The organism is Streptomyces sp. VRA16 Mangrove soil, assembly GCF_017377775.1.
Classification (GTDB): Bacteria; Actinomycetota; Actinomycetes; order Streptomycetales; family Streptomycetaceae; genus Streptomyces.
In genome coordinates this window covers 193863-220155 of sequence record NZ_JAFVLN010000016.1, presented here as the reverse complement: position 1 = coordinate 220155, position 26293 = coordinate 193863, and the positions used below count along the sequence as shown (strand labels likewise).

The following is a 26293-nucleotide window of genomic DNA, read 5'->3' as shown; positions in this document are numbered from 1 at the left end:
GTTTGTGCGGCTCCCGAACCGGGTCAGGCGGTGTCCTCGACCGTGGTGTGCAGGCCGGGGACGTGCAGAGTGCCGCCGAACTGCGCGGCCTGCGTGACCTTCACGTTCGTGAAGTACAGGATCGGCAGGTTGATCGGCGGCGGGTTCTTGGCGTTGAACGTCATGGGGATGAGCCCGAGCAGATTGCCCGAGAGCTCCTCCGTGTACATGATCGTCTTCCCGTCGCGAATGGTGGACGTGGAGCCCTTGTCCGCGCGGATGTGGAAGTACTTCCCGTTCGGCCCCTGGGCGATCTGGTGCAGATCGCCGATGTCGGTGCCGTCCGAGATGACGTACTTCATGACCCGCTTGGTGGTGCCGTCGGCCATCCGGACGTCGACGAGGCCCTTGTAGTCCGCCCCCTTGAGCAGGAGCGAGCTGGCCTCCAGCTTCCAGGTGGAGTCCGGGAGCTGGGCCGGGGTGTCCTCGTTGGCGCCCGCCGCGTCCGTCGCCGCCTCGCAGTCGTCCGGCAGCGTGGTGGAGCTCGGCGACGGGGTCGCCGTCGCGGCGTCCGCCGCGTCCTCCAGGGCCTTGGCGGCCTTGTCGGTGGCCTTGTCGGTGGCGCTCTCGGTGTCCTTGACCGCGTCGCCGGCCTTCTCGGTCGTGTCCTTGACCGTGTCGCCCAGCTTGTCGGTCGTGTCCTTCACCGTGTCGCCGACGTCCGAGGAGGACGCCGAGGCGGACGGGGTCGGGGTCGGCGAGGCCGACTCCTGGTCGTCCGGGCTGAAGAGGTCCTTGAGCGCGTCGCCGACCCCCAGCGGGTCGAGCGGGTTCTTGGTCTCCGACGCCGAGGGCGACGGCGTGGCCGTGTCCTTGTCGGCGGTGCTGCCGGAGTCCGAACCGGACGTCGTGGACTCCCCGGACGCCGACGCGGACGGCGACGGGGTCGGCTCGGCCTTGTCGTCCGAGGACGAGCCGGAGTCGCTGCCGCTGTCCTTGTCGCTGTCCTTCGACGCGTCCGTCGACGCCGACGCGCTCGGCGACGGAGTCGCCGACGCCTTGTCCGCGCCGGAAGTGCTGTCCTCCTGCGCCTGGACCGCGTCCGCGCACGCCTTGTACTCGTCCGCGGACAGACCGGTGGGGTTGTCCTTGGCCGAGGCCAGGGTGGGCGTCATCCCCAGGCCCATGAGCACGGCCGTCGGCATCGCCGCGATGGCTATCGCCTTACCCGCGGGCATGTGCAGCCTGGTGAACAGACGCTTCCTAGGTGCTGCATGCCGCGGCCCGGTTCTCGCACGGGACTCCGTGAAGGAGTCCTCGTGGTGCACCTCGTCAGCCGGCACGGTGCCTCCCGTTCGTCCCGTTGTCCGGGCTCGTCCCTGACTCGTCGTCGTTGGCGCCCGAGACCTGGTAGGTGGCGCCGGCGATCGGCGGAACGGCCGGAGCCGGTTCCTCCGCCGCGGCCGGCCCGGCCCCCACGGCGTCCGCGTCGGCCGCCCTGCCCGGTGCCCAGGAGACGCCGAGGGCGCCGCCGATCAGGGCGAGCAGGAAGCCGATGACGAAGCCACCGAAGTTGGAGACCACCAGAGAGACAAGGGCGAGAAGAATCGCCGCGACCCCCGCGAACACCCGGGAGTGCGGCTGGAACCACATCGTCAGGCCGAGCACGACCAGTAGTACGCCGATGATGAGCGACCCCGCGCCCGCCGTCGTCGCCATGCGGATCGTCATGGTGCCGAGCGTCAGGTTCGCGTACGGGAAGTACATGATCGGGATGCCGCCGAGGATGGCGAGCAGACCACCCCAGAACGGGCGCTGACCGCGCCACCCTCGGAACGATTGGCGCATGTGACCAAGCTTGCTGCCCAGTCCTGCGTGCGCTTCGGCGCTCATGTCGTACAGCTCCTCGGGAATGGCGTTGTTCTGTGGTGTCGATGGCTGTCCGGATACGGGCACGGGGACGGCCCGGCGCGTTCTCCCGCGCGTCCCCGCGCCCGGCCGTTCAGCGCATCAAGTGCCGGCCCCCGGGCCCGCGTTCGGGCCCGTGCGGCCTAGTAGCACTCGTGCGAGCCCTTCGAGACGCTCATCTTGAGGCCCGAGAGCTTGAAGGTGCCGGCGGTGGTGGCCCACGCACGCTGCTGGACGTTCTCGAAGTGCACCGAGTCGGCCTGCTGGGCGAACGAGTTCGGGTCGGCCTTGTCGCCCTGGTGGATGCCGGGGCCCTTGGCGGCGTCACCCGCGGACACACCGATGTCGATGTTCTTGAAGGTCGCGTCGGCCTTCAGGTCATCGGCGTCGATGTAGAGGGTCTTGGCCTCGACCGGGTTGGCCTTGTCCGTACCGGCCGACAGCTTCATCGACACGTCGCCGAAGACCGGGACCGGGACAACCACCGACTGGCAGAGGTTGTTGATGGTCGCGGACTTCATGCCGACGACGGCGACCGGGTGGACGCCGGTCTTGCCGGAGTCGATGGCGCCGTACTGGACGAAGCCCTTGCCATCGAGAGAGTCCGCCGTCACCTTGAACGACTGACCCGACACACTGAACGATGCCGCGAGCGCACCCTGGGACAGGGCGACACCTATCGCGGCAGTCGCCGCGACGCTCGGCACCATGACTACGGCGAACCGCTTCCATCTGGTTCCGCCACGAGTCACGGACTTCATGACTGTTCCTCCTTCTCGGACGTACATCTCCGGCCCTGACTGCCCCTTGCGGCGGCTCAGCCGGGCAGGGATGGGAGAAGTGCTACGTCCTCGGGAAGGAGAGCGCCCGCATCGGAGGCGCGAAGTCAACCGCACCCTGATCACCGGCGATCACCCCCGAGCGACAACCACTGGTCGCACCTGAGCCATCACGCGCAACCCGTCGGGCAGGCCCAGCCTTACCGGCCGAGACCCCCCTGCCCTGAGACCGACGGCGCTCCCCTGGTTCACCGTCGACCTGCCCGGTGGGGACCCATGCACCCCGCTGCCCGAATGGCTGTCGGACGAGTGGGGAGTGGACCGAGCGTGCCCGATCGTGGTGCATTCCACGCGCTCGCACAAGGGGGTTCGTTACTCACGGGTAACGGACGGATAACCGAACCACGACCGCCCGGCATCAGCCGACAACACAGGGTGCTGTCAAGTGAGTTTCCATAGCGGTTGAATGAGGGACGGAACGGGACAGAAGAAGGCCCCTGACTTACTCCAAGTAACAGCGGCCGCGATTACCAAGTTTTGGTAAAGCGCGGCCGCCGTGTGTCCCTGAGGACAGAACTTTCACCCCGGCATCACAAGCCGTGGCGTTTAAGAACTGGTCACCGGAGCCTCAGAAGAGAACGCGGGCCAGAGCCGTACGGGCCGTGGTCACGCGGGGGTCGTCGGCCCCGACGACCTCGAACAGTTCCAGCAGGCGGACGCGGGCCGCGTCCCGGTCGTCACCGGCCGAGCGGGCCACGGCGTCGACGAGCCGGCCGAACGCGTCAGCGACATGTCCGCCGACCAGATCGAGGTCGGCCGCGGCGATCTGGGCCTGCACGTCACCGGGGTTCTGCGCGGCTTCCGTACGCACCTTCTGCGGGTCCATGCCCTGGACGCGCTGGAGCAGTTCGGCCTGGCCGAGACCGAGCTTGGCCTCGGTGTTGCCGGGGTCGTCGGAGAGCACGTTCTTGTACGCCTGGACGGCGCCCGCCAGGTCACCGGCGTCAAGGGCCCGCACGGCGGCTTCGAGGAGCGCGTCGTAGGGACCGGCCGGAGCCTCCACGACCGGTGCGGCGCCTTCCGCATCCGGGTCGACGGTGATCCCGACGAGCCCGAAGCGCTCCTCGGCGACCTGGATCAACTGGTCGAGGGTGCCCCGGATCTGGGCCTCGGGGGCGGCTCCCTGGAAGAGCGGCAGGGCCTGGCCGGCCACCACCGCGAAGACGGCCGGGATCCCCTGGACCCCGAACTGCTGCATCAACATCTGGTTGGCGTCGACATCGATCTTGGCGAGCACGAAGCGGCCGTTGTACTCGGCGGCGAGGCGCTCGAGCAGCGGGCTCAGCTGCTTGCAGGGCTCGCACCACTCGGCCCAGAAGTCGATGACGACGGGCACCTCGGTGGAGCGCTGCAGGACGTCGCGCTCGAAACCCGCCTCATTGACGTCGATGACGAGGCTCGACGGCGACACCGCGCCGCCGCCGCCCTGCCGGGCCGCTTCGGCGCGCGCCTGCTCCGCCTTCGCCTTGGCCTCCTGGGCCGCCTTCACCGCGGCGAGATCGACGACTCCGCTCATGGACATGTTCCGTGGCTGCATGCGTACAGTCTCCCCCTTCCGCGGACGGTTGTGGGCCGGGTCCGTCGCTGTGACCTCCCGCCGGATGGTGAGGCACGCGCGACGGACTCGGCTGTGTGTCGCTTCGGTGCCGGGTCCCCACCCGGCACCAGTGGTTGCCGCTCGTCATGGCCGGTCGGGGTGCAGATCCGAGTCGGTCGTACGAGATCGAGCTTTCGCTACGAGTCGTAGCGTAACTGTCGTGGGTGATGCGCGGGGCGGAACCCCCGGTGATCTGGCTCACGCGGAACGGCACGGCCGCTTTCGTCCTACCGGCCGGTATGGTCGTCGACCATGCAGAGCCGCACGCCTTCCCGTACAGGTCGCCCCCGGTCCGCCGCGGCGGACGAGGCGATCCTGGAGGCGACGCGGGCGGCGCTGGTGGATCTCGGCTGGTCGAAACTGACGCTCGGGGACGTGGCCACGCGTGCGGGTGTCGCGAAGACCACCCTGTACCGCCGCTGGGCCAACAAGAACGAACTGGTCGTCGACGCCGTGGCGGTCCTCTTCGATGAACTCGAACTGCCCGACAAAGGTTCCCTCGCCGCCGACATCGAGGGTGTGGTGCTTCAGTTCGCGGCGATCCTCGACCGGCCCGAGACGAAGACGGCGCTCATGGCGGTGGTCGCCGAGTCGACGCGTGACGCGCCGTTGCGCGAACGCATCCGTACCTCGATCGTCGACCGCCAGAAGCGCCTCGTCCTGCTGGGCCGGGCCCGGGCGGAGCGCCGCGGCGAGCTGCCTCCGGCGCCGGATCCCGTCAGCGCGGCGGCGACGGCGGACCTGATCTTCGACGTCGCGGCCGGGGCGGTGGTGCATCGGACGCTCGTCAGCGCGGAGCCGGTGGACGCGGACTGGGTCCGCCGCTTCACGACCCTCCTGCTCGGCGGCCTCACAGCCCCCTCCGACTGACCCGCCCCCGGCACCTCGGGCAATCCGCCGCCGCGCGCCGCGCCGCCTTGGGCAATCTGCCGCCCGCCACGGCCGCCTTGGGCAATCTGCCGCCCGGGGCTTTCCCGCCCCGGCCGGCTGCCGCGCCGCCGCAGGTCATTTGCCGCCCGCCACGGCCGCCTTGGGCAATCTGCCGCCATGGGCGGCAGGGTGGGCAAGGCGGCACCCCGGCGCGGGGTGAGCGCTCCGACCGGCCTCCAGCTCGGTCCCGGGCGCACCATCGCCGGGTGCAGGCCCGGTGGGGGCTGGTCGCGCAGTTCCCCGCGCCCCTACGGGGCACGACCACCATCGGCGGAGCCGCAGATCGACACAGCCCCGCACCCCCGACGGGGCGCACCTCCGGTGCGGCGGCTCGTCGTCCTCAGAACCCGGCCGGCTCCGTGTACACGCCCCACTCGTCGCGCAGCACGCCACAGATCTCCCCCAGCGTCGCCTCGGCCCGCACAGCATCGAGCATCGGCCCGATCATGTTCGCCCCGCTCCGCGCGGCCTCCAGCATCGCCCCGAGCGCCCCGCGCACCGCCGCATCGTCCCGCTCCGACTTCCGGCCCCCGAGCACCCGCACCTGCTCCCGCTCCACCTCATGGCTGACCCGCAGGATCTCCAGGTCACCGGTGACGGACCCGTGGTGCGCGTTCACGCCGACGACCCGCTTGTCGCCCTTCTCCAGCGCCTGCTGGTACTGGAAGGCGGACTCGGCGATCTCCCCGGTGAACCAGCCGTCCTCGATCCCGCGCAGGATCCCGGACGTGATCGGCCCGATGGGGTGCTGCCCGTCGGGGTGCGCCCGCAGGCCCCGCTCCTTGATCTGCTCGAAGATCTTCTCGGCGTCGGCCTCGATCCGGTCGGTGAGCTGCTCCACGTACCAGGAACCGCCCAGCGGGTCCGCGACGTTGGCGACGCCCGTCTCCTCCATCAGCACCTGCTGCGTACGCAGCGCGATCTCGGCGGCCTGCTCGCTGGGCAGGGCGAGGGTCTCGTCGAGGGCGTTGGTGTGCAGGGAGTTCGTCCCGCCGAGCACGGCCGCGAGCGCCTCCACCGCGGTCCGTACGACGTTGTTGTACGGCTGCTGCGCGGTGAGCGAGACACCGGCCGTCTGGGTGTGGAACCGCAGCCACTGCGCCTTCTCGCTCCTCGCCCCGTACACGTCCCGCATCCACCGCGCCCAGATGCGCCGCGCCGCACGGAACTTGGCGATCTCCTCGAAGAAGTCGACGTGCGCGTCGAAGAAGAAGGAGAGACCGGGCGCGAAGACGTCGACGTCGAGCCCGCGGCTCAGCCCCAGCTCCACGTAACCGAACCCGTCGGCCAGCGTGTACGCCAGCTCCTGCGCGGCCGTCGAGCCCGCCTCACGGATGTGGTACCCGGACACCGACAGCGGCTTGTACGCCGGGATCGAGGCGGCGCAGTGCTCCATCAGGTCGCCGATCAGCCGCAGATGGGGCTCGGGCTGGAAGAGCCACTCCTTCTGCGCGATGTACTCCTTGAAGATGTCGGTCTGCAGCGTGCCGTTGAGGACCGACGGGTCGACGCCCTGCCGCTCGGCCGCGACCAGGTACATGCAGAAGACGGGCACGGCCGGACCGCTGATCGTCATCGACGTCGTGACGTCGCCCAGCGGGATGTCCTTGAACAGGACCTCCATGTCGGCCGCCGAGTCGATCGCGACCCCGCAGTGCCCGACCTCGCCGAGCGAGCGCGGGTCGTCGGAGTCGCGCCCCATGAGCGTCGGCATGTCGAAGGCGACGGAGAGCCCGCCCCCTCCGTTCGCCAGGATCATCTTGTAGCGCTCGTTCGTCTGCTCGGCGTTCCCGAACCCCGCGAACTGGCGGATGGTCCACGTCCTGCCCCGGTACCCGGTCGGGTAGAGGCCGCGTGTGAACGGGTACTCCCCCGGCCACCCGATCCGCTCGAAGCCCTCGTACGTGTCCCCGGGCCGCGGCCCGTAGACCGGCTCCACGGGGTCACCGGAGAGCGTCGTGAAGTCGGCGTCCCGCTTGCGGGCGGCGTCGTAACGGGCCTGCCAGCGACGGCGGCCCTCCTCGATGGCGGTGGCCGTAACGGCGTTCGTGGCGTCAGCGTCCTTGCTTCCCATACCTTCGAATTTACTTGGACGTCCTAGTAAATGTCGATGGCTGACGGCCGTCGTGACCCGAAGGCCCCAGCGCCGGAGGCGGGAGTGCCCCATCTCACGCCAGGGGATCCCATGTCGGGGACCTCCTGGCGACCCGATACGCTCGATGTCATGAAGAGGAGCGTCCTGACCCGATACCGGGTGATGGCTTACGTCACCGCCGTACTGCTGATCCTCCTGACGATTGGTGTGATCGGAAAGCGTCTGCTGAGCCTGGACGGGTTCGACAGCTTCGTCACGGTTGTCGGGATCGCTCACGGCTGGCTCTACGTGATCTACCTGGTCTTCGCCTTCGATGTCGGCACCAAGGCCAAGATGCCGTTCGGCAGGCTGGCCTGGGTTCTGCTCGCCGGCACCATCCCCACCGCGGCCTTCTTCGTCGAGCGCAAGGTGACGCGGGAGGTCGAGCCCCTCCTGGCGAAGGCCCCTCAGCCCAGTCCGTCCACGGCCTGACCGGCCCACGTCACCGCCGCGGCGGCCCCAGCTCGGTCACTTCACGATCGAGTGACACTACGTCGCACGCAACTGCCCGTTGACGTAGAGCCGAGCGCAGGCCTTCCCGTACTTCGGGAGGGTCTGCAGGGCATTGCTGCGCAGGGGATCCCCCTTGGTGTGGGTGAGAAAGCAGCCCGCAGGCACCTTCACGCCGACGCCGTGGAAGTCGTAGCTGAAGCTGTTGATCGTCGTGGTACCGGTGGCGCTCGCCTCAGCCGTCCCGGCCGCGCCGAGAGTGACCGCGGCGGTGAACAAGCCGGTACCGATGGCAGCCACAACGCCACGAGCGGCTTTCTGCACTGGAATCAAGGTAGGCCTCTCCATCGATGGAGCGGCGTGTGAGCACTCCTGTCACACACTCGCCCAAGGCCGTGCCGATGATCAGCAGGGCCTCTCCATGGGAACGGCGGCGATTGCCCCAGGCATCGCATCAGAGGGTGGGATCACCGGTAAGCAGGACTGCCCGGAGCGGACGTGACGTCCGAAACCTCAGTCCTCGTCCAGGAAATCGTGCGCCGCCACCCGCAGCGGTCGCAGCATCGCGAAGATCTCCCCGCACTCCTCGGCGTCGTAGACCCCGAGGCCGAACTCCATCGCCATCAGGTCCCGCGTCGCCGCCTCGACGACCTCGCGGCCCTTGTCGGTGATGGAGGCGAGGGTGCCGCGGCCGTCGTTGGGGTTGGGGCGCTTGTCGACGAGGCCGGACTTCACCAGGCGGTCGACGGTGTTCGTCACCGACGTCGGGTGGACCATGAGCCGCTCGCCGATCTTCGACATGGTCAGCTCGCCCTCCTTGGAGAAGGTGAGCAGGACCAGTGCCTCGTAGCGCGCGAAGGTGAGCCCGTACGGCTTGACGACGGCGTCGACCTCGGCGAGCAGGATCTGGTGCGCGCGCATGATCGACGTGATCGCGCCCATGGACGGCACGGATCCCCAGCGCTGCTTCCAGAGTTCATCGGCGCGGGCGATCGGATCGAAGGCAAGACTGAGCGGCTTCGGCACCCCTCGACCTTACCGGCCGGTCACATGGTGGTCAGCCCCGTCTCGCCCTTTGGCCGATTCGCTCGGGACGCCTCGCGCGCGAGGGCCGCGCAGCACGCCGTTCCGAGCGCTCCGGCGCCGGCCACCGTGGCGGCGACGCCGAACGCCTCGGCCGCCGCTCCGCCGAGTGCGGCGCCGATGCCCTGGACGGTCATCAGACCCGCGCTGTGCAGGGTCATGACGCGGCCGCGCAGTTCCTCGGGGATCGCGTCGACGAACCAGCGGTCGACGCCGAGGGTGTACGCGAATCCGGCCCCGGCGAGCAGCAGGATCAGCAGGGTCGCGATGAGGCCGGGGCGGGCCGCGTAGCCGAGCAGGGGGAGCAGGGTGGCGCAGACCAGCGGCAGGGCGATCCGGGAGCGGGTCGCCGGCGTCAGCACCGATCCGGCGAACAGTTCGCTGCCCACGGTCCCCACGGCCATCGCGCACATCAGCAGGCCGACGCCGGCCGTGCCGACCCCGATCTCGTCGGCGTACGCGGCGGCCAGTACCTCGGGGATCACGGAGAACATCGGCGGCACCCAGAGCAGCAGCACCAGGACCCGCATCCGCCGGTCGGCGAACATCCGGCCCGCCCCGCAGAGCGAGGCCCGTACCAGCGCCTCCCGTGCGCGCGCCCGCGCCGGGCGGCTCCGGGTGCCGAGCCGCAGCAGCGTGGCGGAGCTCAGGAACGTGACGACGGTGATGACGAGCGCGCCGCGCGGGGTGACGACGGTGAGCAGGACGCCGCCGAGCGCGAGCCCGCCGAGCACCGAGCTCTGCGAGACGATCCGCAGCAGCGAGCGGCCGAGGACGAACAGGTCGCCGTCGCCGAGGACGTCGGTGAGCGTGGCCATGCGGGTGCCGTTGAAGACCGGCGAGACCAGCGCGATGGCGCAGCGCAGGGCGAGCAGCGCGGCGACGGGCGTCAGGGGCAGCGCCATCAGCGCGGCGCAGGCGGCGCAGAGCAGATCGCAGCCGACGAGCACCCGGCGCGGCGGCCACCGGTCGGCGATGCCGGACAGCAGCGTCCCGCCGACCGCGTACGGCATGAAGCCGAGGGAGAAGGTGAGCGCGCTCAGCAGCGGCGAGCCGGACAGCCGGTAGATCAGCACGCTGAGCGAGATCTCGGCGACGACGACCCCGAACAGGGAGGCGGCGTGCGCGAGGAACACGGCCCGGAACTCGGAAACGCGGAAGAGGTCGGTGTAGCGGGGGCGCTCGGCGGCCGCCGGTTCGGCCGCGGCCCGCGCGGCGGCGGAGAGCACCGTCCCGGGCTCGGCCCCGGCTCCCACCCCGTCCGGGCCGCCCGCCGCACCGGACCGCGGCCCCGGAGCCGTCCCCTCGCCCGTCACCGCTCCCCCGGACGGACCCCGCTCCGCCGAGCCGCCCCCGTCGCCCTGCGCGCCCCGGTCCACCGGTCCGGCCGCGTCCCTGTCCTTCGTCATGCCCGCACCCTGACCGCCGCGGGCCGCCGGGCGTACTCTTTCGGACCACGCCGAATGTTCCGGGAAGTCGGGAAGTCACTGTCATGCCGCTGCACCTGCACTTCGGGCAGAGCGATCTGCTGCGCTGCCGGTTCGCGGTGTCGCCGTTGTGGGAGACGCAGGAGGCGGTGCGGACGCTGAAGCGGCCCGAGCGGCAGGGCTACCACCTGCCGTGGCTGCGCCGGATCCAGCAGGCCGCCCGGGGCCTCGACCTCGCGCGGCTGTGGCTGCTGATGCCGCAGCCGGGGCACACCCCGGACTTTCTCGGGCCGCCGCCGATCGGGCCCGCCGCGACCTTCGACGAGGAGCTCGCGGCGGTGCGCGCGACGGACCCGGAGGTGGCCCGGCAGGACATGGCGCTCTCACTGGCCTGCACGCCGGGCGCCGCCGACAGCCCGGCGGGCCGCGCCCTGCTCGCCGAACCCGCGCGTGCCGTACGGGAGCTGGCCGACGCCATGGAGCAGGCGTGGCACGTGCTGATCGAGCCCGAGTGGCCCCGGCTGCGGGCGCTGCTGGAGGCCGACGTGGCGTACCACTCGCGGCGCCTCGCCCAGGTCGGGCTCGAAGGGCTGCTGGAAGAGCTGCATCCGCGCATCGACTGGGACCCGGCGACGCTCACCCTCAGCGCGCGGGCGAGCAGTCATCGGCGCAGCCTCGACGGGCAGGGTCTGGTGCTGCTGCCCAGCGTGTTCTCGTGGCCGGACGTGATCAGCGGGTTCGAGCCGCCCTGGCAGCCCACGGTCGCGTACCCGGCGCGCGGCATCGGCGGCCTGTGGACCACTCCGGCGGCCACCCCGCAGGCGCTCGCCGGGGTGCTCGGGCGGGGCCGCGCCGATGTGCTGCACGCCCTCGACGCCCCGGCGTCGACCAGCGCCCTCGCGCACGCCCTGGGCCGGGCGCCGTCGTCCGTGAGCGCGCATCTGACGGCGCTGCGCGCGGCGGGCCTGCTCACCGCCCGGCGCCACGGACACCAGGTGCTCTACGAGCGGACGCCGCTGGGCGGCGCCCTGGTGGCCGGCGGTCAGGACGTCTGACGAGGCGTCTAATACCCGGCTCCAGCACTCCTTTATGTCACGATTGCCGGAATCGCCCGTGCTCTGACCCAGGGGGCAGGATGCCCGTCCCGTCCGTCCGCACTCGCCCGGCCCGCACGTTCGCGCGCACCGCGGCCGCCGCACTCCTCCTGTCCGCCCTCACCGCCGGCTGCTCCGACGACGGCGCCCCCTCCCCCACCGAGGCGGCCGGACAGACCGCTCCCTCGCCGACGACGGGCGACACCTCGCCGTTCTGGGTCGACCCCGCCTCCGACGCCGCCGTCCAGGCCGCGCAGTGGGAGAAGGAGGGGCGCGCCTCCGACGCCGACGTGATCCGGCGGATCGCCCGGCACCCGCAGGGCATGTGGGCGCCGGGCGACTATCCGCGCCCGGCGATCGCCGAAGCGGGGGTACAGGCCCGGAAGGCGGACAAGACGCTGGTCCTGGTCGCGTACAACATCCCGCACCGCGACTGCGGCCAGCATTCGGCGGGCGGCGCGCACAGCGCGGACTTCTACCACCAGTGGATCGACGCGTTCGCGACCGGCATCGGCGACGCCAAGGCGCTGGTCGTCCTCGAACCGGACGCGCTCGGGCACATCGTCGACGGCTGCACCCCGGAGGAGTACCGCGAGGAGCGCTACACGCTGATCGGCTCGGCGATCGACCGGCTGAAGCAGCAGCCGAACACCAAGGTGTACGTGGACGCGGGCAACCCCGCCTGGATCCCCGACGCGTCCAAGCTCGTCGAGCCGCTGCGCCGGGCCGGCGTCGAGCGCGCCGACGGCTTCTCCTTGAACGTCTCCAACTTCCAGACGGACGAGGCGAGTTCGGCGTACGGAAAGCAGCTCTCGCGGCTGCTCGGCGGCGCCCACTTCGTCGTCGACACCAGCCGCAACGGCGCCGGCCCGTACTCCGCGGCCGGCGCCGACGCCTGGTGCAACCCGCCGGGCCGCGCCCTCGGCACGGCCCCGACGGCCCGGACCGGTGACCCGCTGATCGACGCGTATCTGTGGGTCAAGCGGCCCGGGGAGTCGGACGGGGCATGCCGGGGCGGTCCCGCGGCGGGCACGTGGTGGGCGGATTACGCACTGGGGCTCGCCCGCAACTCCCGTACCTGACGCACATGGCCCGCTCCCGGCGGCTCCCGGTCAGTCCTCGCCGACCTTGACCCACTTGGCCTCGGACGAGACCCCGTCCTGGTCGGTGAGGAACAGCATGTACCAGCCGGGCGGCACCAGGGCCGTGTCGGTCGGCACGTCCACCGTGACCTCGCCGTCGCCCTTGGACAGGCCGAGCGCGATCGAGCGCTGCTCCACGTCCGTCGTGTGGGTCACGGCGGACGGGCGCATCAGGCGCGCGCCGGCGATCCGGTCGGCGGCATCCGTCCGATAGGTCGCCCGGTGACTGGCCGGCAGGGTCTGCGGACCGTCACCGATCACCGGGCGCTTGTCGCCGCCCCGGTGCAGCGCGGGCGGCGTGAAGATCTCCATCCGCTGCTCGAAGTGGCCCAGCTTGGTGTTCTGCTGGTCGTCGAAGAGCGGGTCGGAGCCGAAGGTGGCCACCCGCCCGTCGGGCAGCAGCAGCGCCTCCGAGTGGTAGTTGCGGCCGACCCTGGGCGACGCCGCCTCGTGGAAGGCGTTCTCCTTGGGGTCGTAGAACTGCGCGGCGAGGATGTTGCTGGCGCTGCGCCCGCGGTAGTCGGAGGAGCCGTTCGTGGTGAAGACGGAGTCGTCCGGCATGATCACACTGTTCAAGTAGCGGGTTCCCTCGGGGAGTTGGGGACCGGTCTTGAACGACGGGTTCTCCTCCTTCAGGTCGACGACCGCGGTGCGCGACGTGGCCTTCTTGGACTCGCCGACGCCACCGCCACCCAGGATCATCACCTTCTGGTCCTGCGCCGGGGGCAGCAGCAGGGAGGACGAGGTCTCCGTCTGGTCCTGGTCCGTGAGGCCCGGGACCTTCTGGAACTTGTTGGTCTTCAGGTCCCACAGGCCCGGCTCGCGGCCCTTGTCCGCGGGCCCGTACCCGGCGTTGGACGCCGGGTAGAAGAGCTTGCCGCCCTTGGTGAGGAACAGCGCGGGGTAGGTCGGGAAGTAGCGCTTGGGGCCCATCGACCACTTCTTGGTCTTCGGGTCGTAGATCTCGTTGTCGCCGGGGTCGATGACGCCGACGTCGTCGAGACCGGAGACGGCGAGCACCTTGCCGTCCTCCAGGCCCACCAGGGTCGGGTACCAGCGGGCCTTCTCCATCGGGTCCACGGGCACGTACTTCTCGGCGACGGGGTCGAACTCGTAGGCCGCCCTGATCCCCTGGAAGTCCTGCTTGTCCATGGTGATCTTCTCGGAGAGGCCGTACGTGTTGTCGGCGTCCTCGCCCCTGAGGCCCTCGATCTCGTACTGGGCCTGCTTGGACGTCGCGTACTGCCGGCCGTCGGCGACCGCCTCGACGAAGACGCGGGCCTCGCTCGCCTTGACCTTGGTCCGCCACGGCTGCATGACGCCGGCCCGGTTGTAGGTGACGTCGAAGGTGCGCTTGGCGGCCGGCACCTTCACGTCGAACTTCGAGACGTACTCGACGCCGGCCGGTGAGCGGAACCTGGTGCCCTTCTTGAGGACCACCGGCTTGTCGGGGTTCTCGTTCTTCACGCGCATACCGCCGCCGGCCCGTTTGACCTCGCCGTCGAGCAGTTCGTAGCGGGCGGTGCCGCCCGCCACCAGGAGCCGCCCGTCGGGGAGTTGGGCGTGTCCCGAGCAGAAGAAGTCCTCGGGGGTGGCGATCTTCTTGAAGGTGTTGGCCTTCGGGTCCCACAGGATCGTGTCGAAGGACCCGGCGTCGAACTTCTTCTGTTCGTTGCCCGAACCGGCGACGATCAGCACCTTGCCGGTGTGCAGCAGCGCGGCGTGGATGGCGTTGGTGCGGAACTGCTCGGGGATGTCCACCCCCGACCACGAGCCGTACTCGGCCTGGTAGTCGGGCTGGGCGATCTTCCAGTCGTAGTACTGCTCGGACGCGAAGGTCCAGGCGGCCGGGGCGTTGAGGCCGATGAGGAGGGCGATGCCGCCGGCTCCCAGCACGGTCTTCTTCGTCCGCTGCGACGGCCGGTAGGACATGAAGGACTTGGGGGCCATGGGTCAGTTCCCTCCTGCGCTCGGGCCGGAGACCGGCGACACGGACGACACGGATGACACGGACGAGACGGAGGTGACGGACGTGACAGGCGTGACCGGGGTGACGGACGGCACGGTGCGCACCGTCTCCGTCTCGCGCCCTGCGGTCCTGGCGGCGCCCTGCCCGCGCTGCGCCACGGCCCACACCACGGCGGGCGCGAGCGCGATGCACAGGGCGAGGAACGCCCAGGTCCGCATGGCCACATGGGTGTGGTCGAGGGCGACGGAGGCGACCAGCGAGGACGCCAGCACGGCCGCCCAGAACAGGTGGATACGGAAGGTCAGCACCCGGTCGGCGGTGGCGTCGCCGCCCTTCGGCGTGACGACGAACCGGGACGGGCGGCGCAGGAAGGCCGCGCCCAGCGACTTCAGATAGATCGGCGCGGAGATCGCCGACATGGCCATCCCGGCGAGACCGCCCGACCCCTCCGGTTCGTGCGGCGAGACGTTGTGCCGCCGGTTCCACAGGTAGAGGCCGATCTGGAGGGCCGCGGCGTCGCTGTAGAGCATCAGCCACACGGACGCGGAGACCTCGGTGCCGCTGGCCCCGAACCACAGGAACAGCACGCAACTCAGCACGCCGAGCAGCCAGTTGACGGCTGTCATCGGGTAGTAGACGAGCATCATGCTGTAGGAGAACAGCCGGCCGACCGGCATGCTGAACGGCGCCTTCCAGTACTGCTTGAAGAGCGTCTCGTACGTCCCGCGCGACCAGCGCATCTGCTGGGTGAAGAAGTCCGTCCAGGAGGCGGGCCCCTCACCGACCGCGAGCACGTCGGGGGTGTACACGGAGCGCCAGCTGACCCCGGTGTCCGGGTTCTTGTGCCGGTGGATCTCGAAGCCGGTGGCCATGTCCTCGGTGATCGAGTCGACGAGCCCGCCGATCTGCTTCAGGGTGGAGATCCGTACGACGTTGTTGGTGCCGACGAACATGGGTGCCCGGTAGCGGTTGCCGGCCCGCTGGATCAGCGCGTGGAAGAGGAACTGCTGGGACTCGGCGGCCTTGGTGACCGGGGAGACGTAGTTGCCGTAGACCTGCGGTCCGACGACGAACGCCACGTCCGGGTCGCGGAAGTAGCCCATCATCCGCTCCAGGAACTCCGGCACCGGCACGTGGTCGGTGTCGACGGAGGCGAAGAAGTCGTAGTCGGCGTGGTGCGCGGCGAGCCAGGCGTTGTAGTTGCCGTGCTTCGTACGGGTCTTGTGGGCACCCTTCTTCTGGTTCCACTCGGCGACGCCGTGCCGCGTGAAGTGCTTGACGCCGAGCTCCTCGCACAGGGCCCTGGCCCCGTCGTCGTCCCCCTCGTCGAGCAGCCAGACGTCGAAAGGACCGTCGTGCGTGATGCGGATCGCGCCCTCAAGGGTCGCCCGCACCATCGCGAGGGGTTCCTTGCCGGGGACGTAGGTCGTCAGGAACGCGACCCGGGTGCCGGGCTCCGCGCGTACGGGGACGGGGTCCCTGGCGACCATCGTCGCGTGGGCGATGGAGGTGACGTTGACGAGCATGAACAGTTCGATGAGCCCGATCGACACCAGCATCACGACGTCGAGGTGCACGAGCCAGGCATCGCCGCCCTCGCGCTCCACCCAGTGGGTGGGCCAGACGAGATAGACGAGCAGGATCCCCGTGAGGATCGGGGCGAGCGTCATCAGGAGGACCGCTCGTATTCGGTGCGGCTCGCGGGAGAGGAGTGAGGTGTACTGCACCCGGTAGCCGCCGTCGGCGGGCGGCTCGGTGAGCGGCCCCGCGAGCCTGCTGTAGGTGTCGTAGTCGTAGCCCTCAGGCCGCACAGCGCCCTCCAGGTTCTGCCGCCCCGCCGTCGGTGGCCGGGCGTGTCGATACCCTCACAAAAGGTGACTTTCGTGGGCGTGTCGAACCGGAAGAGGCGTAAGAGTGAGGTATACGGACGCCGTCACACCAACGCGCCCCTGAGCGAGCGGAACTCGCTTCAGGGGCGCGGGTGGTGCCGGTGTGCGGATGACCTACTCGGCGAGGTGCCGCTCCACGGTCGCGACCTTCGACGTCAGACCGTCGACGACGCCGGGGCGGATGTCCGCCTTCAGCACCAGCGAGACTCGGGGGGCCCGCTCCTCGACGACGGCCACGGCGCGCCTGACCACGTCCATGACCTCGTCCCACTCACCCTCGACCGAGGTGAACATGGCGTCGGTACGGTTCGGAAGCCCCGACTCCCGCACGACACGGACCGCGTCGGCGACGTACTCCCCCACGTCCTCACCGACCCCGAGCGGCGTCACGGAAAAGGCGACGATCATGCGTTGACGATTCCTTCCTTGCGGGCGCGGGACGCGATCACGGCGTCCACGGCCTTCTCGGCCTCCCGCTTCAGCTTGCGCTCGGCGAAGAAGCCGCCGGTGGGCAGGACGGAGAGGACGAAGTAGAGCGCGCCGCGGCCGAAGCTCCACTTCGCGCGGTTCCAGGCGTCCAGCCAGAAGATCACGTACAGGACGAAGAGAACGCCGTGCACCATGCCCATGACGGGCACCGCGTTGAAGTCCGTCGTCCGCTTCAGCACCGAGCAGACCAGCAGCAGGATGAAGGAGACGGCCTCAGGGGCGGAGACGAGGCGGAGTCGGCGGATGGCGGAGGCGGTCTTGATGTCCACAGGGGCACCTTCGAGGAGTCGGAGGAAGCGTCGAACGAGGCGTTCGTCGGCTCGTGCGTCGATCTTGTGAACGTACGCACAAGCGCTCTCCATTGTGGCACCGCCCTGTTCGAGCCCTGTCGGCGCCCTCCCCCGCCCCGCTACCTTCGACCTCGTGGCAACGTTCCGGCTGCAGGGCAGCAAGATGCTCGCCGTCGACATGACGGGCGACAGCGTCAAGGCGAAGAACGGGTCGATGGTCGCGTACGACGGCCGTATGGCGTTCAAGAAGCTGAGCGGGGGTGGCGAGGGGATACGGGGGATGGTCACGCGTCGGCTCACCGGCGAGCAGATGGTCGTGATGGAGGTGAAGGGCCAGGGCACCTGCTGGTTCGCGGACCGGGCCAGCGAGATCAACCTGGTGAATCTGGGCGGCGACAAGCTGTACGTCGAGTCGAGCAATCTGCTGTGCACGGACGCGGGGCTGCGCACCGGCACCAGCTTCACCGGCATGCGCGGCGCCTCCCAGGGCAACGGCCTGTTCACGACGACCGTCGAGGGGCACGGGCAGGCGGCGATCATGAGCGACGGCCCGGCGGTGGTGCTGCGGGTGAGCCGCGACTACCCGCTGACCGTGGACCCGGGCGCGTACGTCGCGCACCAGGGGAATCTGCGGCAGTCGTTCCAGTCGGGCGTCACCTTCCGTACGTTCTTCGGGGAGGGCGGCGGCGAGGCGTTCCAGATCCGCTTCGAGGGCGACGGGCTCGTCTACGTACAGCCCAGTGAGCGGAACACGATCGCGGGGGACGTGTGACATGGGGTTCCGTGAGATCAACTCGAAGATGATCGAGGCGACCGTCGTGCCGGGGCAGCGGCTCTACAGCCAGCGCGGCGCGATGCTCGCGTACAAGGGAGAGGTCTCCTTCACGCCCAACATGCAGGGCGGGCAAGGGGGGCTGATGTCGATGATCGGGCGGCGGGTGGCCAACGAGGCGACGCCGCTGATGAGCGTCGAGGGCAGCGGGACGGTGCTGTTCGGCCACGGCGGCCACCATGTGCAGGTGATCACGCTGGCCGGCGACACCCTGTACGTGGAGGCCGACCGGCTGCTCGCCTTCGACGGGACGCTGCAGCAGGGCACGATGTTCTTGGGCTCGCAGGGCGGGGTGATGGGCCTGGTGCGTGGGCAGGCGACCGGGCAGGGCCTGTTCACGACGACGCTCAAGGGGCACGGATCGGTGGCCGTGATGGCGCACGGCGGTGTCATCGAGGTGCCCATCACGCCGAACAACCCGGTGCACGTGGACCCGCAGGCGTACGTCGCCCACCACGGCGACGTACGCAACAAGCTGTCGTCGGCGCTCGGCTGGCGGGACATGGTGGGCCGCGGCAGCGGCGAGGCGTTCCAGCTGGAGCTGAGCGGGAGCGGTGCGGTGTACGTCCAGGCGTCGGAGGAGAAGCTGTGAGCGGGCCCGTCGTGTACGACCCCAGGACGCTGCCGGTCGACGACAACGTCAACGCGTACACCTTCTGCGTGGAACTCAAGAGCAGCCAGTGGTTCCTGCAGAAGGGCAAGATGATCGCCTACTACGGGCGCATGGAGTTCAACGGCATCGGGCACGGCCGGCTCGACCGGCTGATCCGCACGTCGTTCCACTCGCCGCTGCACGCGAGCGACTGGGTGGTGGCGGAGGGCAGCGGCAAGATGCTCCTCGCCGACCGGGCCTTCGACGTGAACTCCTACGACCTGGACGACGGCAACCTCACGATCCGCGCGGGCAATCTGCTCGCTTTTCAGCCAAGTCTCGCGCTGAAGCAGTCCATCGTGCCCGGCTTCCTCACACTCATTGGCACCGGCAAATTCGTCGCCGCTTCGAACGGGCCCGTGGTGTTCATGGAACCGCCTATCCGCGTAGATCCACAGGCGCTCGTCGGCTGGGCTGACTGTCCGTCACCTTGTCACCATTACGACCATGGCTACCTGACAGGTGTCATCGGCGGTCTACGTGCGATGACGGGCATCGGCGGGGTCAGTGGCGAGGAGCACCAGTTCGAGTTCGTGGGCGCGGGCACGGTTCTGCTGCAGTCCAGCGAGGCGCTGATGCCGGAGACCGCCACGGGTGACGTACCTCACCAGGCGGGTGTACCGGGCAGTAGCCAAGGACCCGGCACAGGTCAGCCACCGGCGCCGCGTCTTCCCGGACAGCTGGGAGACCTCCAGCGTCGCTTCGGGCTGTGAGCGGTAGTCTGCGGAGTGTGACGTCGAACGCCTGACCCTTTTCCGTACGGCGTTCGGCTCAATGTCACATCCCCCACGTTCGTTCGCCTTTCAACTTCTTAGGTAGAATCGATTTCATGGAGACCGAGACGGCCACGCGGTGGCTGACCGACGAGGAACAGTGCGCCTGGCGCACCCACCTGGAGGTCAACAGGCTGCTGAACTACCAGCTGGAGAAAGACCTTCAGCCCTTCGGCCTGACGATGAACGACTACGAGATTCTGGTGAACCTCTCCGAGGCGGATGACCACCGGATGCGGATGAGCGACCTTGCTGCGGCGACCCTGCAGTCCAAGAGCCGCCTCTCGCACCAGATCACCCGCATGGAGAACGCCGGCCTGGTGCGCCGCGAGAACTGCGAGTCCGACCGGCGCGGCCTGTACACCGTCCTCACCGACTTCGGCCTGGAGACCATGAGGAAGGTCGCCCCGTACCACGTGGCGTCCGTGCGGCAGCACTTCGTGGATCTTGTCTCGCCGCAGGAGCTGAGCGACCTCCACAAGGCGCTCGCGCCCATCGCCGAGCACTTGCGTTCGCAGCGCGGCAAACCGTGACACCTGCGAACACCTGAGCAGCAGCGCCCGCGGAGGACCGCCGACCTCCCCCGTGGACGCGGCTATCCGGCCGCCGGCAGTCCGAGCTCGAACAGGGCGCCGCCCTGCGGCGCGGTGCGCACGGTGAGCGTGCCGCCGTGCCGCGCCGCCACGTCCCGGGCGATGGCGAGGCCGAGACCGGCCCCGCCGCCGTCCCGGGAGCGCGCGTCGTCGAGCCGGACGAAGCGCTCGAAGATCCGCTCCCGCTCCGGCTCGGGGACCCCGTCCCCGTCGTCGGCGACGGTGAGCACCGCGCGGCCGCCCTCGGCGGCGACCGTGACCCGGACGCCGGTACGGGCGTGACGCTGCGCGTTGTCGACGAGATTGCCCAGGATCCGGGCCAACTGGCCGCGGGATCCGGTGACCTGGACCGCGCCGCCGGTCTCCGTGGTCACGGGGAGCCGGTCGCCGGTCCGCTGGGACAGCTCCTCGCGTACCAGCGCCGCGAGATCCACCGTGGCGGCGCCGGGCCGCTCGCCCGCGTCCAGCCGGGCGAGCAGCAGCAGGTCGGCGGCGAGCTCCTGGAGCCGCACGGTGTCCTCGACGGCGCCCTCCACATCGAGCAACTCCGGGTGGGCGAAGCCGACTTCGAGCTGGGTGCGCAGCGAGGCGATGGGGCTGCGCAGCTCGTGCGAGGCGTCGGCGACGAACCGCCGCTGCCGCTCGACCGACTCCTCCAGGGCGGCCAGGGTCTCGTTGGTGGTCGCGGCGAGCCGGGCCACCTCGTCACGGGAGTCCGGCTGCGGCACCCGGCGCCCCAGGTCCTGCGAGGCGGTGATGGCGGCCATCTCGGCACGGATGCCCTCGACGGGCCGCAGCGCGCGCCGCGTGACCAGGTACGTGACCGAGCCGACGACCACGAGCAGCACCGGCAGCCCGATCACCATCGCGGTCAACGCCGTTGTCACCGCGCTCTGTTCGGCCGACAGCGAGGCGCCCGCGTACACGGTGAGGTCTCCGTACGCGGTGTCCTCGACCTCGACGACGGCGAACCGGTAGTCGGCGCTGTCGCCGTCCACGGTGGCGCTGCCGTCGCGGTGGCCGGTGGAGTCGGAGACCTTGCCGCTGCCCCGGTCGTCGTCTCCCCGGTCGTCGTCGCGTTGCACCGGGACGGGCTTGACGGCACCGGTCCCGGTGCCGCTGATCCGCTCCAGGTCGTCGGAGGCGGCGAGCAACCTCCCGTCCTCGTCGACGACTTGGACCGGCTGGTCGTCGTCGTCCAGGTCGAGGTCGGCGGGCGCGGCGGCGGTGGCCAGCGACGTGGCGACCCGGCGCGCGGCGGAGTCGGCGGCCGACCCGGCCTGTTGGGTGAGGTTGCCGCGCAGGGCGAGCAGCACCGCGGCGCCGGCCGCGACGAGCGCGACGGCGACGACGAGGGTGGCGGCGAGCGCGGCGCGGGCGCGGACGCTCATCGCGGGGCCTCCAGGCGGTATCCGGCGCCGCGCACGGTCCGGATCAGGGAGGCGTCGAGTTTGCGGCGCAGGGCGCTGACATAGACCTCGACGATGTTCGGGTCGCCCTCGTAGGCGAAGTCCCACACGTGCTCAAGGATGTCGGCCTTCGACACCACCTCACCGGCCCGCACGACGAGCTGCTCCAGCACGGCGAACTCCTTCGCCGTGAGCGGGACTTCACCGTGCTCGGCGTGGCTGACGCGGCGGGCGGCGGTGTCGACCGCGTACGGGCCGGCGGTGTGCACGGGGTTGGCACGGCCCGCGCTGCCGCGCCGCCGCAGCAGCGCTTTGACGCGGGCGACGAGCACGACGTACGAGAACGGTTTGGTGAGGTAGTCGTCGGCGCCGGTGTCCAGCCCCTCGGCCTCGTCGTACTCGCCGTCCTTCGCGGTGAGCATCAGGATCGGCACGTCGTTCCCCGCGGCGCGCAGGGCGGCACAGACCCGGTAGCCGTTCATGCCGGGCAGCATGATGTCGAGGACGATCAGGTCGTACGGTGACTCGCTCGCGCGGTGCAGCCCGTCGAGCCCGTCGTGGACCACGTCGACGGCGTAGCCCTCGGCGGTGAGTCCCTTGGCGAGCGAAAGGGCGAGGCGCTTCTCGTCTTCGACGATCAACAAACGCATGGCGTTCAGGGTCGCAGATGGTTCCTGAAGCCTTCTTCAGGTTGCTTCAGCAAGGCTTCAGGATCCCTCGGGCAGCGTGGTTCCCGTCGAGGACCAACCGGTCACCTCGGTCACCACGAAGGGACGGACCCCATGAAGCGCCGTACGACCCTCATCTCCGCCATCGCCGCCGTCGCCCTGATCGGCGGGGGCGCCGCCACGGCGGTCGCCGTCTCCGGCGACGACGACTCCTCGGCGGCGTCGAAGTCGAGCGTCTCGGTCAAGGACGACGGTGTCGGTGACGCCCAGGAGAACGCCGCGGAGGCCAAGGGCGCGACGATCGGCGCCGAGGAGGCGATCGCCGCCGCCCTGAAGCACACCCCGGGTGTGGTGACCGGCGCGGACCTGGACTCCGACGACGGCCGCCTGGTCTGGGACGTCGACGTGATCGGCTCCGGCGCCACGGCATGGCATCACGTCGAGGTGGACCCGGGCACGGGGAAGGTGCTCGGCTCGCATGTGGACCGGGACGAGGACGACGACCCCGCGCGGGTCGCTGCCGCGCTGAAGGGTGCCTCGACGTCGGCCTCGGACGCGGCGCGGGCCGTGTCCGCGAAGGGGACCGTGACCTCGGTGGACGCCGATGACGACGGTTCGGTGACGGTCTGGGAGGTCGAGACGACGTCGTCGAACGGGACGCAGCAGGACTGGAACGTGGACCTCCGGTCGGGAGCGGTGACCTTGGACCGGCCCTCCACGACACCCGACGACGACTGACCCCCACCGTCACCTGCGGCGCCCTACCCCGCCTTGGGGCCTTCCCGCCCCGGCCGCCGGTCGCCCCCGCCCTGAGCAATCTGCCGCCTGGGGCCTTCCCGCCCCGGCCGGCTGCCGCGCCGCCGCAGGTCATTTGCCGCCCGCCACGGCCGCCTTGGGCAATCTGCCGCCCGGGGCTTTCCCGCCCCGGCCGGCTGCCGCGCCGCCTTGGGCAATCTGCCGCCATGGGCGGCAGGGTGGGCAAGGCGGCACCCCGGCGCGGGGCGAGCGCTCCAACCGGCCTCCAGCTCGGTCCCGGGCGCACCACCGCCGAGTGCAGGCCCGGTGGGGGCTGGTCGCGCAGTTCCCCGCGCCCCTACGGGGCACGACCACCATCGGCGGAACCGCAGATCGACACAGCCCCGCGCCCCTGGGGAAGCTGCGTGAGGGCGGGCCGACGGGGCGCAGCCGTGAGCGCCGGATGCGGCCCTACGGCGAAAGGGCGCGTCAGCCCCGAGTGAGCCCCTCGACGAGTTCATCCGCGGCCCGGTAAGGATCAAGCTCTCCGGCCACGATGCGCTCGGCCAGGACCCCAAGACGCCGGTCTCCCGAAAGGTCACCGATCCGCTCCCGCAGCGCGGTCACCGCGATCGTCTCGACCTCGCGCGCGGCCCGCGCCGCACGCCGCTCGGCCAGCACCCCCCGCTCCTCCATCCAGGCCCGGTGCTTCTCCAGCGCCTCGACGACCTCGTCCACGCCCTCGCCCCGCGCCGCGACGGTCTTCACGATGGGCGGCCGCCAGTCACCGGCGGCACGCGACTCGCCGAGCCCCAGCATGTGGTTGAGCTCACGCGCGGTGGCGTCGGCCCCGTCCCGGTCGGCCTTGTTGACGACGTACACGTCACCGATCTCCAGGATCCCGGCCTTGGCGGCCTGGATCCCGTCGCCCATCCCGGGCGCGAGGAGCACCACGCTCGTATCGGCCTGCGAGGCGATCTCGACCTCGGACTGACCGACACCGACCGTCTCGACGAGGACGACGTCGCACCCGGCCGCGTCGAGCACCCGGATCGCCTGCGGCGCGGCCCAGGCCAGACCGCCGAGGTGCCCGCGCGTGGCCATCGAGCGGATGTAGACGCCGGGGTCGGAGGCGTGCTCCGACATCCGCACCCGGTCACCGAGCAGCGCGCCGCCGCTGAACGGCGACGACGGGTCGACGGCCAGCACGCCCACCCGCTTCCCGGCCCGCCGGTACGCGCTCACCAGCGCCGACGTCGACGTCGACTTGCCGACGCCCGGCGATCCGGTGAGCCCGACCACGTACGCGTTCCCGGTCAGCGGTGCGAGCGCCGCCATGACCTCGCGCAGCTGCGGGGACGCCCCCTCCACCAGCGAGATCAGCCGGGCCACGGCCCGCGGCCTGCCCTCCCTCGCCTGGGCGACCAGCGTGGGGACGTCCTGCATCACAGCTCCGTTCACCAGTTCCCGTACGTGGCTTCTCGTACGTGCCTGAAAAGGGGTTACGCCTTGGGTACCCGCACGATGAGCGCGTCACCCTGGCCGCCGCCACCGCACAGCGCGGCCGCGCCGACCCCGCCGCCGCGGCGCTTCAGCTCCAGCGCGAGGTGCAGCACGATACGGGCGCCGGACATCCCGATCGGGTGACCCAGGGCAATGGCGCCGCCGTTGACGTTCACCTTTTCCGAGGACACGCCGAGGTCCTTCATTGACTGCACGGCGACCGCCGCGAAGGCCTCGTTGATCTCGATGAGGTCGAGGTCCGCCACGCCCAGGCCCTCCTTCTTCAGGGCGTGCTGGATGGCGTTCGACGGCTGCGACTGGAGCGAGTTGTCCGGGCCCGCCACGTTGCCGTGCGCGCCGATCTCGGCGATCCAGTCCAGGCCCAGCTCCTCGGCCTTGGCCTTGCTCATGACGACCACGGCGGCGGCGCCGTCCGAGATCTGCGAAGAGGTGCCGGCGGTGATCGTGCCGTCCTTGGCGAAGGCCGGGCGGAGCTTGCCGAGGGACTCGGCGGTCGTCTCCGCACGGATGCCCTCGTCCTTGCTGAACAGGACCGCGTCGCCCTTGCGCTGCGGGATCTCGACGGGCGTGATCTCGGCCTCGAACAGGCCGTTCTTCTGCGCGGCGGCGGCGCGCTGGTGCGACAGGGCGGCGATCTCGTCCTGCTCGGGACGGGCGATGCCCAGGCGCGTGTTGTGGTTCTCCGTCGACTCGCCCATCGGGATGTTCTCGAAGGCGTCGGTCAGACCGTCGTAGGCCATCGCGTCGAGCATCTGCACCGCGCCGTACTTGTAGCCCTCGCGGGACTTGGGGAGCAGGTGCGGGGCGTTCGTCATCGACTCCTGGCCGCCCGCGACCACGATGTCGAACTCGCCGGCGCGGATCAGCTGGTCGGCGAGGGCGATCGCGTCGAGCCCCGAGAGGCACACCTTGTTGATGGTGAGCGCCGGGACGTTCATCGGGATGCCCGCCTTGACCGCGGCCTGACGTGCCGGGATCTGCCCTGCCCCGGCCTGCAGCACCTGGCCCATGATCACGTACTGCACCTGGTCGCCACCGATCCCCGCACGGTCGAGGGCGGCCTTGATCGCGAAGCCGCCGAGGTCGGCTCCGGAGAAGGATTTGAGGGAGCCGAGGAGGCGGCCCATGGGCGTCCGGGCGCCCGCGACGATCACTGAGGTGGCTGCATTTGATTCACGCGTGGTCGTTCCAGACATGAGGCACGGCCCCTTGGAGATGAGAAGTGAACGAGGGTTTACTCGAATGTACTGAGCGGTACGCCGGACGTCATCGGCCAGTGAATGTGATCGCGCGCACGTTGCGTAACCGCGCTGAGCCGCGCTGCACTTACAGCATGCTGACGCGAATCGACCACATCGGGATCGCCTGCCACGACCTCGACGCGACCGTCGAGTTCTACCGGGCCACGTACGGCTTCGAGGTGTTCCACACCGAGGTCAACGAAGAACAGGGCGTGCGCGAAGCCATGCTCAAGATCAACGAGACGTCCGACGGCGGCGCCTCCTATCTCCAGCTCCTGGAACCGACCCGCGAGGACAGCGCGGTCGGCAAATGGCTGGCCAAGAACGGTGAGGGCGTGCACCACATCGCCTTCGGTACGGCCGACGTCGACGCGGACGCGGACGCCATCAGGGGCAAGGGCGTACGCGTCCTGTACGACGAGCCGCGACGGGGCTCGATGGGATCGCGCATCACGTTCCTGCACCCCAAGGACTGTCACGGCGTACTGACCGAACTGGTCACCTCCGCACCCCAGGAGTCGGTGGAGCACTGACCTCCACATACTCGGGCCGGTAGGGTTGGGGGGCGACTGCCGCCACCGGTGGACAGTCGTGGGCCGGGGTCCGGGTATCGGGGGACGAGGGTCGGGGCAGCAGGGCTGAAGTG

The 26293-nt window shown here is 70.4% G+C and carries 26 protein-coding genes; 10 read left to right on the top strand and 16 right to left on the bottom strand.

Features of this window, described 5'->3' with window-relative positions:
* Positions 1 to 23: 23 nt before the first annotated feature.
* The 4 genes from J3486_RS34155 to J3486_RS34140 form a co-directional block, all read right to left on the bottom strand.
* Positions 24 to 1322, bottom strand: a complete 1299-nt coding sequence (locus J3486_RS34155; protein WP_207827552.1) for a hypothetical protein — start codon at positions 1320 to 1322, stop codon at positions 24 to 26.
* A complete protein-coding gene (locus tag J3486_RS34150) occupies positions 1312 to 1872 on the bottom strand; it encodes a DUF6114 domain-containing protein (protein ID WP_207827548.1) in 561 nt (186 codons plus the stop codon). The genes J3486_RS34155 and J3486_RS34150 overlap by 11 nt, the downstream gene beginning before the upstream one ends.
* 158 nt (positions 1873 to 2030) lie before the next feature.
* A complete protein-coding gene (locus J3486_RS34145) occupies positions 2031 to 2648 on the bottom strand; it encodes a DUF6230 family protein (RefSeq protein ID WP_207827546.1) in 618 nt (205 codons plus the stop codon).
* Positions 2649 to 3294: 646 nt separating this feature from the next.
* Positions 3295 to 4263 (bottom strand): tetratricopeptide repeat protein, encoded by a 969-nt coding sequence (locus tag J3486_RS34140; RefSeq protein ID WP_207827543.1) that lies wholly within the window; start codon positions 4261 to 4263, stop codon positions 3295 to 3297.
* 312 nt (positions 4264 to 4575) lie between these two features.
* Between J3486_RS34140 and J3486_RS34135 the strand changes: the two genes are divergently transcribed.
* Positions 4576 to 5193 carry a TetR/AcrR family transcriptional regulator gene (locus J3486_RS34135; RefSeq protein ID WP_207827541.1) on the top strand — a complete coding sequence of 206 codons (618 nt, stop codon included), beginning with the start codon at positions 4576 to 4578 and terminating at the stop codon, positions 5191 to 5193.
* Positions 5194 to 5593: 400 nt separating this feature from the next.
* On the opposite strand, the gene J3486_RS34130 is transcribed toward J3486_RS34135, so the two are convergent.
* Positions 5594 to 7327 (bottom strand): methylmalonyl-CoA mutase, encoded by a 1734-nt coding sequence (locus tag J3486_RS34130; protein ID WP_207827539.1) that lies wholly within the window; start codon positions 7325 to 7327, stop codon positions 5594 to 5596.
* Positions 7328 to 7477: 150 nt separating this feature from the next.
* On the opposite strand from J3486_RS34130, the gene J3486_RS34125 reads away from it, so the two are divergent.
* Positions 7478 to 7819, top strand: coding sequence for a DUF3817 domain-containing protein (locus J3486_RS34125; RefSeq protein WP_207827537.1), 342 nt, complete (start codon positions 7478 to 7480; stop codon positions 7817 to 7819).
* A 57-nt stretch (positions 7820 to 7876) separates the two neighbouring features.
* Here the strand turns inward: J3486_RS34125 and J3486_RS34120 are convergent, their stop codons facing one another.
* The 3 genes from J3486_RS34120 to J3486_RS34110 form a co-directional block, all read right to left on the bottom strand.
* On the bottom strand, positions 7877 to 8161 hold the full coding sequence (locus J3486_RS34120) for a hypothetical protein (RefSeq protein WP_307805047.1): 285 nt from the start codon (positions 8159 to 8161) through the stop codon (positions 7877 to 7879).
* Positions 8162 to 8350: 189 nt separating this feature from the next.
* The gene (locus tag J3486_RS34115; protein ID WP_207827536.1) at positions 8351 to 8863 is read right to left on the bottom strand and encodes a MarR family winged helix-turn-helix transcriptional regulator; all 513 of its coding nucleotides are present in this window, start codon (positions 8861 to 8863) and stop codon (positions 8351 to 8353) included.
* A 20-nt stretch (positions 8864 to 8883) separates the two neighbouring features.
* Entirely contained in the window at positions 8884 to 10329 is a 1446-nt protein-coding gene (locus tag J3486_RS34110) for an MFS transporter (protein ID WP_229379028.1), read from the bottom strand.
* An 83-nt stretch (positions 10330 to 10412) separates the two neighbouring features.
* On the opposite strand from J3486_RS34110, the gene J3486_RS34105 reads away from it, so the two are divergent.
* A complete protein-coding gene (locus J3486_RS34105; RefSeq protein ID WP_207827534.1) occupies positions 10413 to 11402 on the top strand; it encodes a DUF5937 family protein in 990 nt (329 codons plus the stop codon).
* A gap of 80 nt (positions 11403 to 11482) precedes the next feature.
* Entirely contained in the window at positions 11483 to 12523 is a 1041-nt protein-coding gene (locus J3486_RS34100; protein WP_207827532.1) for a glycoside hydrolase family 6 protein, read from the top strand.
* A gap of 30 nt (positions 12524 to 12553) precedes the next feature.
* Here J3486_RS34100 and J3486_RS34095 read toward each other — a convergent pair whose 3' ends face one another.
* From J3486_RS34095 to J3486_RS34080, 4 genes are all read right to left on the bottom strand, one after another.
* Complete coding sequence (locus J3486_RS34095; RefSeq protein WP_207827605.1) at positions 12554 to 14515, bottom strand: kelch motif-containing protein; 1962 nt, start codon at positions 14513 to 14515, stop codon at positions 12554 to 12556.
* A gap of 21 nt (positions 14516 to 14536) precedes the next feature.
* Entirely contained in the window at positions 14537 to 16363 is a 1827-nt protein-coding gene (locus J3486_RS34090; RefSeq protein ID WP_207827530.1) for a glycosyltransferase family 2 protein, read from the bottom strand.
* Positions 16364 to 16555: 192 nt separating this feature from the next.
* Positions 16556 to 16849, bottom strand: coding sequence for an MTH1187 family thiamine-binding protein (locus tag J3486_RS34085; protein ID WP_207827528.1), 294 nt, complete (start codon positions 16847 to 16849; stop codon positions 16556 to 16558).
* Positions 16846 to 17199: a DUF3817 domain-containing protein gene (locus J3486_RS34080; protein WP_207827526.1), complete on the bottom strand. Its 354-nt coding sequence runs from the start codon at positions 17197 to 17199 to the stop codon at positions 16846 to 16848. Before J3486_RS34080 ends, J3486_RS34085 begins: the two co-directional genes overlap by 4 nt.
* 154 nt (positions 17200 to 17353) lie before the next feature.
* On the opposite strand from J3486_RS34080, the gene J3486_RS34075 reads away from it, so the two are divergent.
* The 4 genes from J3486_RS34075 to J3486_RS34060 all read left to right on the top strand — a co-directional run bounded on the left by J3486_RS34075 (position 17354) and on the right by J3486_RS34060 (position 20010).
* A complete protein-coding gene (locus J3486_RS34075; protein WP_207827524.1) occupies positions 17354 to 17992 on the top strand; it encodes an AIM24 family protein in 639 nt (212 codons plus the stop codon).
* 1 nt (position 17993) lies between these two features.
* Positions 17994 to 18644, top strand: coding sequence for an AIM24 family protein (locus tag J3486_RS34070; protein ID WP_207827522.1), 651 nt, complete (start codon positions 17994 to 17996; stop codon positions 18642 to 18644).
* Complete coding sequence (locus J3486_RS34065; RefSeq protein ID WP_207827520.1) at positions 18641 to 19417, top strand: AIM24 family protein; 777 nt, start codon at positions 18641 to 18643, stop codon at positions 19415 to 19417. Before J3486_RS34070 ends, J3486_RS34065 begins: the two co-directional genes overlap by 4 nt.
* Positions 19418 to 19533: 116 nt before the next feature.
* Positions 19534 to 20010: a MarR family winged helix-turn-helix transcriptional regulator gene (locus J3486_RS34060; RefSeq protein ID WP_207827518.1), complete on the top strand. Its 477-nt coding sequence runs from the start codon at positions 19534 to 19536 to the stop codon at positions 20008 to 20010.
* A 62-nt stretch (positions 20011 to 20072) separates the two neighbouring features.
* On the opposite strand, the gene J3486_RS34055 is transcribed toward J3486_RS34060, so the two are convergent.
* Both J3486_RS34055 and J3486_RS34050 read right to left on the bottom strand, forming a co-directional pair.
* Positions 20073 to 21461, bottom strand: a complete 1389-nt coding sequence (locus tag J3486_RS34055; RefSeq protein WP_207827515.1) for a HAMP domain-containing sensor histidine kinase — start codon at positions 21459 to 21461, stop codon at positions 20073 to 20075.
* Positions 21458 to 22129 carry a response regulator transcription factor gene (locus J3486_RS34050; RefSeq protein WP_207827513.1) on the bottom strand — a complete coding sequence of 224 codons (672 nt, stop codon included), beginning with the start codon at positions 22127 to 22129 and terminating at the stop codon, positions 21458 to 21460. The genes J3486_RS34055 and J3486_RS34050 overlap by 4 nt, the downstream gene beginning before the upstream one ends.
* A 132-nt stretch (positions 22130 to 22261) precedes the next feature.
* On the opposite strand from J3486_RS34050, the gene J3486_RS34045 reads away from it, so the two are divergent.
* Positions 22262 to 22885 carry a PepSY domain-containing protein gene (locus J3486_RS34045; protein ID WP_207827511.1) on the top strand — a complete coding sequence of 208 codons (624 nt, stop codon included), beginning with the start codon at positions 22262 to 22264 and terminating at the stop codon, positions 22883 to 22885.
* Positions 22886 to 23371: 486 nt separating this feature from the next.
* On the opposite strand, the gene meaB is transcribed toward J3486_RS34045, so the two are convergent.
* Together meaB and J3486_RS34035 are read right to left on the bottom strand one after the other, a co-directional pair.
* Positions 23372 to 24328: a methylmalonyl Co-A mutase-associated GTPase MeaB gene (meaB, locus tag J3486_RS34040; protein WP_207827508.1), complete on the bottom strand. Its 957-nt coding sequence runs from the start codon at positions 24326 to 24328 to the stop codon at positions 23372 to 23374.
* Positions 24329 to 24384: 56 nt separating this feature from the next.
* The gene (locus tag J3486_RS34035) at positions 24385 to 25602 is read right to left on the bottom strand and encodes an acetyl-CoA C-acetyltransferase (protein ID WP_207827506.1); all 1218 of its coding nucleotides are present in this window, start codon (positions 25600 to 25602) and stop codon (positions 24385 to 24387) included.
* A 137-nt stretch (positions 25603 to 25739) separates the two neighbouring features.
* Between J3486_RS34035 and mce the strand changes: the two genes are divergently transcribed.
* Complete coding sequence (gene mce, locus J3486_RS34030) at positions 25740 to 26180, top strand: methylmalonyl-CoA epimerase (protein ID WP_207827504.1); 441 nt, start codon at positions 25740 to 25742, stop codon at positions 26178 to 26180.
* Positions 26181 to 26293 lie beyond the last annotated feature (113 nt).

What these genes read in the sequence shown, in the direction of transcription:
- J3486_RS34150 (WP_207827548.1), bottom strand. Translation starts at nt 1,872, where the DNA reads ATGAGCGCCGAAGCGCACGCAGGACTGGGCAGCAAGCTTGGTCACATG.
- J3486_RS34145 (WP_207827546.1), bottom strand. Translation starts at nt 2,648, where the DNA reads ATGAAGTCCGTGACTCGTGGCGGAACCAGATGGAAGCGGTTCGCCGTA.
- J3486_RS34140 (WP_207827543.1), bottom strand. Translation starts at nt 4,263, where the DNA reads ATGCAGCCACGGAACATGTCCATGAGCGGAGTCGTCGATCTCGCCGCG.
- J3486_RS34135 (WP_207827541.1), top strand. Translation starts at nt 4,576, where the DNA reads ATGCAGAGCCGCACGCCTTCCCGTACAGGTCGCCCCCGGTCCGCCGCG.
- J3486_RS34130 (WP_207827539.1), bottom strand. Translation starts at nt 7,327, where the DNA reads ATGGGAAGCAAGGACGCTGACGCCACGAACGCCGTTACGGCCACCGCC.
- J3486_RS34125 (WP_207827537.1), top strand. Translation starts at nt 7,478, where the DNA reads ATGAAGAGGAGCGTCCTGACCCGATACCGGGTGATGGCTTACGTCACC.
- J3486_RS34110 (WP_229379028.1), bottom strand. Translation starts at nt 10,329, where the DNA reads ATGACGAAGGACAGGGACGCGGCCGGACCGGTGGACCGGGGCGCGCAG.
- J3486_RS34105 (WP_207827534.1), top strand. Translation starts at nt 10,413, where the DNA reads ATGCCGCTGCACCTGCACTTCGGGCAGAGCGATCTGCTGCGCTGCCGG.
- J3486_RS34100 (WP_207827532.1), top strand. Translation starts at nt 11,483, where the DNA reads ATGCCCGTCCCGTCCGTCCGCACTCGCCCGGCCCGCACGTTCGCGCGC.
- J3486_RS34095 (WP_207827605.1), bottom strand. Translation starts at nt 14,515, where the DNA reads ATGTCCTACCGGCCGTCGCAGCGGACGAAGAAGACCGTGCTGGGAGCC.
- J3486_RS34085 (WP_207827528.1), bottom strand. Translation starts at nt 16,849, where the DNA reads ATGATCGTCGCCTTTTCCGTGACGCCGCTCGGGGTCGGTGAGGACGTG.
- J3486_RS34070 (WP_207827522.1), top strand. Translation starts at nt 17,994, where the DNA reads ATGGGGTTCCGTGAGATCAACTCGAAGATGATCGAGGCGACCGTCGTG.
- J3486_RS34060 (WP_207827518.1), top strand. Translation starts at nt 19,534, where the DNA reads ATGGAGACCGAGACGGCCACGCGGTGGCTGACCGACGAGGAACAGTGC.
- J3486_RS34055 (WP_207827515.1), bottom strand. Translation starts at nt 21,461, where the DNA reads ATGAGCGTCCGCGCCCGCGCCGCGCTCGCCGCCACCCTCGTCGTCGCC.
- J3486_RS34050 (WP_207827513.1), bottom strand. Translation starts at nt 22,129, where the DNA reads ATGCGTTTGTTGATCGTCGAAGACGAGAAGCGCCTCGCCCTTTCGCTC.
- J3486_RS34045 (WP_207827511.1), top strand. Translation starts at nt 22,262, where the DNA reads ATGAAGCGCCGTACGACCCTCATCTCCGCCATCGCCGCCGTCGCCCTG.
- meaB (WP_207827508.1), bottom strand. Translation starts at nt 24,328, where the DNA reads ATGCAGGACGTCCCCACGCTGGTCGCCCAGGCGAGGGAGGGCAGGCCG.
- J3486_RS34035 (WP_207827506.1), bottom strand. Translation starts at nt 25,602, where the DNA reads ATGTCTGGAACGACCACGCGTGAATCAAATGCAGCCACCTCAGTGATC.
- mce (WP_207827504.1), top strand. Translation starts at nt 25,740, where the DNA reads ATGCTGACGCGAATCGACCACATCGGGATCGCCTGCCACGACCTCGAC.